Origin of the sequence: Stenotrophomonas sp. HMSC10F06 (genome assembly GCF_001807865.1) — a bacterium.
Lineage (GTDB): Bacteria > Pseudomonadota > Gammaproteobacteria > Xanthomonadales > Xanthomonadaceae > Stenotrophomonas > Stenotrophomonas bentonitica_A.
This window is the reverse complement of sequence record NZ_KV791298.1, coordinates 1-8,367: the sequence shown is the minus strand read 5'-3', so window position 1 is coordinate 8,367 and position 8,367 is coordinate 1. Positions and strand designations below refer to the sequence as shown.

The following is an 8,367-nucleotide window of genomic DNA, read 5'->3' as shown; positions in this document are numbered from 1 at the left end:
GGCAAGAGATAAGAGCCACGCCATGCGTGGCTTCGTCATCCGGCCGGTCGCCGGGGCAACTACTGCCGCCGTACCGACTGCACCACCGAAAGACGCCGCAACCTGCGCATCACTTCAGCCAGATGGTTCCGGTCACGTACCTGCACGTTGAAACACAGCACCGCCGCATTGAAATCGCGGTCCAGGTAATCGACCCGTTCGATGTTCGAATGGCTCTGCGCGATCGCCGCGGCCAACTGGGCCAGCACGCCGGTCCCGTTCTCCACTTCCACGATCAAGGACGTGTCGTAATCACCCGACACCGTCGTATCCCACCCGATCGGCACCCAGCGCTCGGGCGACTTGCGCAGCTCGGCCAGGTTCGGGCAATCCAGACGGTGCACCACGATGCCCTTGCCGGCGGTGTGGTAGCCCATGATGTCGTCGCCCGGAATCGGCTGGCAGCAATTGGCGAAGCTGACCACGCCGCGCTCGCTGCCATTGATCAGGATCTTCTCCTGCGAATGCTTCGAATGCGCCCCACCGCGCAGCTCGGCATACGCCATCAGCGCCTGCGCGGCCTGGTTGGGCATCCAGTTGCCCAGCGCCACTTCGGCCAGCAGGGCCTCCAGGCGGGGGTAGCGGTGTTCGGCCAGGAAGGCATCCAGGCGCCCCTTCGGCAGGCGCTCCAGCGAGCTGTCCATCGCCTCCAGCGCGCGGTCGAGCATGCGGTGGCCCAGCTGGACCGCGTCTTCGTGCTCCAGCTGTTTGAGCTGGTGGCGGATGGCGGTGCGCGCCTTGGAACTGACCACGAATTCCAGCCACTGCGGCTTGGGCGTGGCCGAGCGCGCGGTGATCACTTCCACCGTCTGGCCACTGACCAGCTTGGTGCGCAGCGGGACCAGCTTCTTGTCCACGCGCGAGGCCACGGCCATGTTGCCCACATCGGTGTGCACCGCGTAGGCGAAATCGAGCGCGGTGGAGTTGCGCGGCAGGGCCAGGATCTTGCCCTTCGGGGTAAACAGGTAGACCTCGTCCGGGAACAGGTCCACCTTGACGTTGTCCAGGAACTCCAGCGACGAACCGGCGGCGCGCTGGGAATCGATCAGTTCCACGATCCAGGCATGCGCACGGCTCTGCGCGCTGTTGGGCGAATCGCCACCGAACTTGTACGTCCAGTGCGCCGCCACACCGCGCTCGGCGATCAGGTCCATCTCTTCGGTGCGGATCTGCACCTCGATCGGCGAACCATATGGCCCGAACAACACCGTGTGCAATGACTGGTAGCCGTTGGCCTTGGGGATGGCGATGAAATCGCGGAAGCGACCGTCCAGCGGCTTGAAGGTGGCATGCACCGAGCCCAGCGCGTGATAACAGTTGGGCACGTTGCGCACCACCAACCGGAACCCGAACACATCCATCACCTGATCGAAGGATTTGTTCTCGTCGCGCATCTTGTTGTAGATGCTCCACGGCGTCTTGATGCGGCTGACCAGGCGGTGCTCCAGCCCTTCCTTGGCCAGGCGCTGGCTCAACTGCACCTCCACCTGCGCCATCGCCTCGCGGCGGACCACCGGCTGGCTGCGGATGTGCTTTTCCAGAATGGCGTGGCGCCACGGATACAGCGCCTTGAAGCCGAGGTTCTGCAGCTCGCTCTTGACCAGGCTCATGCCCAGCCGCTGCGCGATGGGCGCGTAGATTTCCAGCGTCTCGCGCGCGATCCGGCCACGCGCCTCGCGGCTCTGCGCGCCGAGGGTACGCATGTTGTGCAGGCGGTCGGCGAGTTTGATCATGATCACGCGCAGGTCGCGCGACATCGCCAGCAGCATCTTGCGGAAGCTCTCGGCGGCCGCTTCCTGGCGGTCGCGGAACTTCAGCTTGTCCAGCTTGGTGACGCCGTCGACCAGCTCGGCCACGGCCTCGCCGAACTCGGCGGCCAGCTCTTCGCGGGTCAGCGGGGTGTCTTCGATGGTGTCGTGCAGGATCGCCGCGATCAGCGCCTCCACGTCCAGGCCGAGCTCGGCCAGGACCTGGGCCACGGCGACCGGATGGGTGATGTAGGGCTCGCCTGACTTGCGGGTCTGGCCGGCATGCGCGGCGGCGCCTACTTCCCAGGCGCGGCGCAGCAGCGGCAGTTGGTCGGGCGGCAGATAGTGCGCTGCGCGCTCAAGCTGGAGGACATAATCGGGTACGGCCGCGCCGGCGGGCGTGGCGACCTTGGCAGTGGGGCCTGGGTTCATGCTCAAAGACTATGCCAGCGGCGTGATATCGGCAAACCCCTGAACAGGGAGTTTCACCTGCAACAACACGCCTGCACCGGATCGACCGGCGGCCCAAACGAAACAGCCCGCCAAACGGCGGGCTGTTCGCAGCAACAACAACGGACGCGCGGGGCGATCAGTCGTCGTTCTTGGACATGTCTTCGTCGGCGACGACTTCGGCAGCGGCCCATTCCAGTGCTTCACGCTCGGCACGCTCGCGCTCGGCCTTCTCGACTTCGTCGATCAGGGCGTTGTCGATCTTGCGGGCGGCAATTTCGCGCAGCGCCAGCACGGTCGGCTTGTCTTCGGTTTCGCTGTTGTCCAGGGTGGCCTGGACGCCATTGGCCAGCTGACGGGCGCGCTTGGACGCCATCATGACCAGTTCGAAACGGTTGTTCACGACTTCCAGACAATCTTCTACGGTGATGCGGGCCATGCGGGCTCCCGGCAGCCGGTGAGGGCTGCTCAATCGAATGAGGGAAAGGGGACGGATTGTACCGGCCAGGGCTGGACAAAATCAAGCCAACCGGCTAGCACCCCGTTGAGAATCAGTCAGTTGTGGCCGGATCCTGGGTCAGCAGGGCCTGGATGAGGCCCGCGTGGCGGACCTTCTGGGCTTCCCGGCGCAGGCGGCTGGCCGTGAAGATGGCACACAGCTCGTCCACCGCGGTCTCGAAGACCTCGTTGACGATCACGTAGTCGAAGTCGTTGAAGTGCAGCATCTCTTCACGCGCGGCGGCCAGGCGCTGGGCGATCACCGCCTCGCTGTCCTGCCCGCGCTTGCGCATCCGGTCCTGCAGCGCCTGCCTGGAGGGCGGCAGGATGAACACGGTGACCGTGCCTGGCACCAGCTGGCGGACCTGCTGCGCGCCCTGCCAGTCGATCTCCAGCAGCACGTCCTGGCCAGCCGCCAGCTGCGGCTCGACCGACTGCCGCGCGGTGCCCTTCCAGTCGCCATGTACCCAGGCATGCTCGAAGAAGTCACCGGCGGCGATCATCTTTTCGAACTCGGCGGCGCTGACGAAATGGTAGTGCTCGCCGTTGATCTCACCCGGGCGGGTGGCGCGCGAGGTGAACGAGATCGACAGCGCGATCTGCGGGTCACGGGCCAGGGTGGCGTTGACGATGCTGCTCTTGCCGGCCCCGGAGGGCGCGGCCACGATGTACAGGGTGCCGCGCGCGGGCTCGGCGGCCGGAGGGGTCTGGCTGCTCATTCGATGTTCTGCACCTGTTCGCGGATCTGGTCGATCAGCACCTTCAGCTCGACGGCGGCATTGGAGGTACGGCTGTCCACCGATTTGGAGCCCAGCGTGTTGGCCTCGCGGTTGAATTCCTGCAGCAGGAAATCCAGGCGGCGGCCGACCGGCTCGCGCTGCTTGAAGACCCGGCGGATCTCGGCGATGTGGCTGCCCAGGCGGTCCAGTTCCTCATCCACGTCCAGCTTCTGCAGCCACATCACCAGCTCCTGCTCGGCACGGCCGGGATCGACCGGGTGCGGCAGATCGGCCAGGCGGGCCGACAGCTTGGTGCGCTGGCCTTCACGGATCAGCGGAATCAGGGTGGTGACCTCCGCGGCGATGCGCTCGATGCTGTCCACGCGCTCCTGGATCGCGGTGGCCAGCTTGTCGCCTTCACGCTCGCGCGCGGCCACGAAGCCATCCAGCGCGGTATCCAGCAGGGCCAGGGCCTCGGCATGCAGAGCGGCGGCATCCACTGCCTCGCCCTGCATCACGCCCGGCATCTGCAGCAGTTCGGTGAAGCTCACCTGCAGGCTGGGGAAGCCGGAGGACAACCGGGTGGCCAGCTCACCGAGCTGGCCCAGCAGCGCATCGTTGACCACCAGGGCACCGGTGACGTCCGGCGCACGCAGGCGCATGACCAGATCGATCTTGCCGCGGCTGCAGCGCGAAGCGACGCGCTCGCGCAGTTGCGGCTCCAACGCACGCAGTTCTTCAGGCAGGCGCACGCCGACCTCCAGGAACCGGTGGTTGACCGAGCGCAGCTCACAGGCCAGCGTCCCCCAGCGGGTGGCGCGCTCGCCGTTGGCATAGGCGGTCATGCTTCGAATCATGCGGGTTTCCGGTGCTCTCAAAGTGCAAATGGTACCCTAGCGGTCTCCTTAGAGCCTCCTCGCCCGCCGGTCTCCGGCCCGGGCGTGGCCCCGCATCCCCCGTCTTACCGGAACTTGAGCATGACTGATTCCCGTCCCAGCGGCCGCCAGGCCGACCAGCTGCGCGAAGTGCGCATCGAGCGCGCCTTCACCCGTCACGCCGAGGGCTCGGTCCTGGTCAGCTTCGGCGAGACCCGCGTGCTGTGCACGGCCAGCGTGGAAAACCGCGTGCCGGGCTTCCTGCGTGGCAAGGGCGAAGGCTGGGTGACCGCCGAGTACGGCATGCTGCCGCGTTCGACCCACACCCGTAACGACCGCGAAGCCGCCCGCGGCAAGCAGGGCGGCCGCACGCTGGAGATCCAGCGCCTGATCGGCCGCACCCTGCGTGCCTGCATCGACCGCGGCGCGCTCGGCGAGCGCACCATCACGCTCGATTGCGACGTGCTGCAGGCCGATGGCGGCACCCGCACCGCGGCCATCACCGGTGCCTACGTGGCCCTGGTGGATGCGGTGAACTTCCTGATCAAGCGCGGCGACATCAAGCGCAACCCGATCTTCGGCGCGGTGGCGGCGGTGTCGGTGGGCGTGTACCGCGGCACCCCGGTGCTGGACCTGGACTACGCCGAAGACAGCGATTGCGATACCGACATGAACGTGGTGATGAACGACGGCGGCGGCTTCATCGAACTGCAGGGCACCGCCGAAGGCCATGCCTTCCGCCGCGATGAACTGGATGCGCTGCTGGCACTGGCCGAAAAGGGCATCAAGGATCTGTTCGCCGCCCAGCAGGCGGCCCTGGCCCAGGCATGAACCGTCGCATCGCCCTGACCACCCTGGTGGTGGCCGACTACGACGAGGCGATCGCCTGGTACACCGGCGCGCTGGGCTTCAGCCTGCTCCAGGACATCGACCAGGGCGAGAAGCGCTGGGTGGTGGTCGGTCCGGCCGACGGCAACGCGGCAGCCCTGCTGCTGGCACGCGCCAGCAACGACGAACAGCGCGCGCGGATCGGCAACCAGACCGGTGGCCGGGTCGGTTTCTTCCTGAACACCGATGATTTCTGGCGCGACCACGCGGCAATGACCGCGCGTGGCGTGGTCTTCCTCGAAACCCCACGCGAAGAGGTCTACGCGACGGTCGCGGTGTTCCGCGATCTGTACGGCAACACGTGGGACCTGCTGGAGCCCAAGCAATGAAACTGGTACTGGCCAGCGGCAACGCCGGCAAACTGAAGGAACTGCAGGCCATGCTCGGCGGCCTGCCGCTGGAGATCGTGGCACAGGGCGCGCTGGTCGTCAGCGACGTGCCGGAAACCGGCCTGACGTTTGTCGAGAACGCGCTGATCAAGGCACGCCACGCCTGCCAGAGCACCGGCCTGCCGGCGCTGGCCGATGACTCCGGCCTGATCGTGGACGCACTCGACGGCGCGCCCGGCCTGTACAGCGCGCGCTATGCCGGCAGCCCGACCAACGATGCGGCCAACAACGCCAAACTGCTCGAGGCGATGCGCGAGGTGCCGGCCGAACGCCGCACGGCCCGCTTCTACGCGGTGATCGTGCTGCTGCGCCATGCCGATGATCCGCAGCCGCTGATCTGCGAAGGCAGCTGGGAAGGCGTGATCCTCGACGAACTGCGTGGCAGCCACGGCTTCGGCTACAACCCGCTGTTCCTGGACCCGGTGCTGGCCCAGACCGCGGCCGAAATGGCGCCGGACCTGAAGAACGCGATGAGTCACCGCGCCAAGGCACTGCAGCTGCTCAAGCAGAAACTGCCCGCCCTGCTCTGATGTCACACGACCACTGCTCCCACCTGCCCGGCGAAGCCTGCGCCGGCGATCACGACCCCGCCCCGCGGCTGGTGACGCCGCCGCTGGCGCTGTACGTGCATCTGCCGTGGTGCGTGCGCAAATGCCCGTACTGCGATTTCAACTCGCACGCGGCCAAGGGCGAACTGCCATTCGATGCCTACATCGACGCACTGATCCGCGACCTGGACCAGGATCTGCCGCTGGTCTGGGGACGCGTGGTGAGCAGCGTGTTCTTCGGTGGCGGGACGCCGAGCCTGTTCCCGCCCGAAGCGATCGACCGCTTCCTGCAGGCAGCCTCGGCCCGGCTGCGCTTCGCGCCGAACCTGGAAGTGACCCTGGAGACCAACCCGGGCACCGCCGAGCATGGCCGTTTCGATCGTTACCGCGCCGCCGGGGTGAACCGGATCAGCTTCGGGATCCAGACGTTCAACGACGAGGCGCTCAAGCGCCTGGGCCGCATCCACGACAGTGGCGAGGCCGAGCGCGCAGTGAAACTGGCGCAGGACGCCGGCTACGACAACTTCAACATCGACCTGATGTACGCGCTGCCGCAGCAGACGCTGGCCCAGGCCGAGCATGATCTGAAACGGGCCTTCGCGCTGCAGCCCACGCACCTGTCGCACTACCAGCTCACGCTGGAACCGAACACCGTGTTCTTCGCGCGGCCGCCGCAGGGCATCCCCGACGAGGATTCGGCGTGGGACATCCAGGAGCACTGCCAGCGCCTGCTGGCCGAGGCCGGCTACGCACAGTACGAAGTCAGCGCCTACGCCAAGCCGGGCCGGCAGAGCCAGCACAATCTCAATTACTGGCGCTTCGGCGATTACCTGGGCATCGGCGCCGGTGCGCACGGCAAGATCAGCAGCGGTGCCGAACAGCACGTGCTGCGCCGATGGAAGCACAAGCATCCGCAGACCTTCATGGACACTGCCGGCACCCTGGCCTCGATCGGTGGGGACGATGTGATCAGCGCCGAACGCCTGCCGTTCGAGTACATGCTCAACCTGCTGCGCCTGCACGAGGGTTTCGGGCTCAAGGATTTCGAATCGCGCACCGGCCTGGGCCGCGCGCAGATCGCCGCGCCGCTGGGCGTGGCCGTGGCCAACGGCTGGATGACCGTCAGCGGCGATCGCGCCACCCCGACCGAACTGGGCCGGCGCTTCACCAACGATGTCGTCGAGTTGTTCCTGCCTTGAAGGCACGACGCCCCCCTGTAGTGCCGGCCGCTGGCCGGCTCCCCCACACCCCGGTACTGCCGGCCGCTGGCCGGCTCCCCACGCGCTGGCCGGCTCCCCACACGCCCCGGTAGTGCCGGCCGCTGGCCGGCGCCAGACCTCCCGACGGGCCGTTATGGCAGGCATCCAGCGAAACCGTTAGATTCCGTGTTCTCAGGGGAGCTGGAAGAACATCGGATGTCTGCGCCCGCACCTTCGTCGTCCCAGCCCGACATGACCCGCTTCGCGGACGTGGCCGCACCACCGCGCGTGCGCCGCCTGCTGGCCGCGTTGCACGGGCTGGCGGTACAGACCCTCACCACACCGCTCAGACTGACCATCGTGGAACTGGAGCGCGAGCTGTTCCGCGACGCCGAGCGCGCGCGCAACAGCCAGATCCAGGCCGACATCTTCGCCCAGGCCCGCCAGCTGCACGAGGTCAACGCGCAGTTCGGCCCGCGCTTCCTGGACGCCCTCGGTGACCGCCTGGCCACCCTGCGCGGCCCGCGCCATACCCAGCGCATCGTGCCAACCGAGGTGTCCGTGTCGGCGACCGCGCTGACCCTGGTCAACGACACCGACGTGGACCGCGACATCGTGCTGGTGGACATCATCCGCCGCGAGGCCCAGCGCTCGGCCACCGCCCTGCAGCTGCTGGGCCAGCGCTTCGGCGTGCTTGCCGCCGGCCCGGCCTTCGATGTCGATGACCTGCCGTTCGGCCCCCAGGCCTTGTGCCGGATCGTGCGCGAGCTGGGCGAGCAGTTCGCGCTCGGGCTGGAAACACAGCTGGCGCTGTACCGCGTGTTCGACCGCCAACTGCTGGAGCGGCTGGGCGAACTGCTGGAGCGCGCCAACATCCTGCTCGCGCACGAAGGCGTGCTGCCCGGGCTGGTCTACACCCCGTACCTGGCGCGCTCGGCCACCACCCGCCGGATCATCACCGGGCCCGAGCGCGGCCTGCCCGGCGCGCGCGGCGGCGCCGCCGCGCGGCCCTTG

The 8,367-nt window shown here is 67.6% G+C and carries 9 protein-coding genes; 5 read left to right on the top strand and 4 right to left on the bottom strand.

Annotation, left to right across the window (positions count from 1 at the left end; genetic code table 11):
• Positions 1-59 precede the first annotated feature (59 nt).
• From HMPREF3113_RS14255 to HMPREF3113_RS14240, 4 genes are all read right to left on the bottom strand, one after another.
• The gene (locus tag HMPREF3113_RS14255) at positions 60-2,219 is read right to left on the bottom strand and encodes a RelA/SpoT family protein (RefSeq protein WP_070425831.1); all 2,160 of its coding nucleotides are present in this window, start codon (positions 2,217-2,219) and stop codon (positions 60-62) included.
• A gap of 157 nt (positions 2,220-2,376) precedes the next feature.
• The gene (gene rpoZ, locus HMPREF3113_RS14250) at positions 2,377-2,676 is read right to left on the bottom strand and encodes a DNA-directed RNA polymerase subunit omega (protein ID WP_005410877.1); all 300 of its coding nucleotides are present in this window, start codon (positions 2,674-2,676) and stop codon (positions 2,377-2,379) included.
• Positions 2,677-2,788: 112 nt separating this feature from the next.
• Positions 2,789-3,454: a guanylate kinase gene (gene gmk, locus HMPREF3113_RS14245; protein WP_046274013.1), complete on the bottom strand. Its 666-nt coding sequence runs from the start codon at positions 3,452-3,454 to the stop codon at positions 2,789-2,791.
• Entirely contained in the window at positions 3,451-4,311 is an 861-nt protein-coding gene (locus tag HMPREF3113_RS14240; RefSeq protein WP_019183867.1) for a YicC/YloC family endoribonuclease, read from the bottom strand. Before HMPREF3113_RS14240 ends, gmk begins: the two co-directional genes overlap by 4 nt.
• Positions 4,312-4,431: 120 nt before the next feature.
• On the opposite strand from HMPREF3113_RS14240, the gene rph reads away from it, so the two are divergent.
• The 5 genes from rph to HMPREF3113_RS14215 all read left to right on the top strand — a co-directional run.
• Positions 4,432-5,160, top strand: a complete 729-nt coding sequence (gene rph / locus HMPREF3113_RS14235; protein WP_019183866.1) for a ribonuclease PH — start codon at positions 4,432-4,434, stop codon at positions 5,158-5,160.
• Complete coding sequence (locus tag HMPREF3113_RS14230; RefSeq protein ID WP_070473544.1) at positions 5,157-5,546, top strand: VOC family protein; 390 nt, start codon at positions 5,157-5,159, stop codon at positions 5,544-5,546. Before rph ends, HMPREF3113_RS14230 begins: the two co-directional genes overlap by 4 nt.
• Entirely contained in the window at positions 5,543-6,136 is a 594-nt protein-coding gene (rdgB, locus tag HMPREF3113_RS14225) for an RdgB/HAM1 family non-canonical purine NTP pyrophosphatase (protein WP_070473542.1), read from the top strand. The genes HMPREF3113_RS14230 and rdgB overlap by 4 nt, the downstream gene beginning before the upstream one ends.
• Positions 6,136-7,353, top strand: coding sequence for a radical SAM family heme chaperone HemW (gene hemW / locus HMPREF3113_RS14220; protein ID WP_254427766.1), 1,218 nt, complete (start codon positions 6,136-6,138; stop codon positions 7,351-7,353). Before rdgB ends, hemW begins: the two co-directional genes overlap by 1 nt.
• Before the next feature lie 216 nt (positions 7,354-7,569).
• The coding region (locus HMPREF3113_RS14215; protein WP_139146376.1) for a DUF1631 family protein at positions 7,570-8,367 on the top strand (798 nt) is incomplete at its 3' end.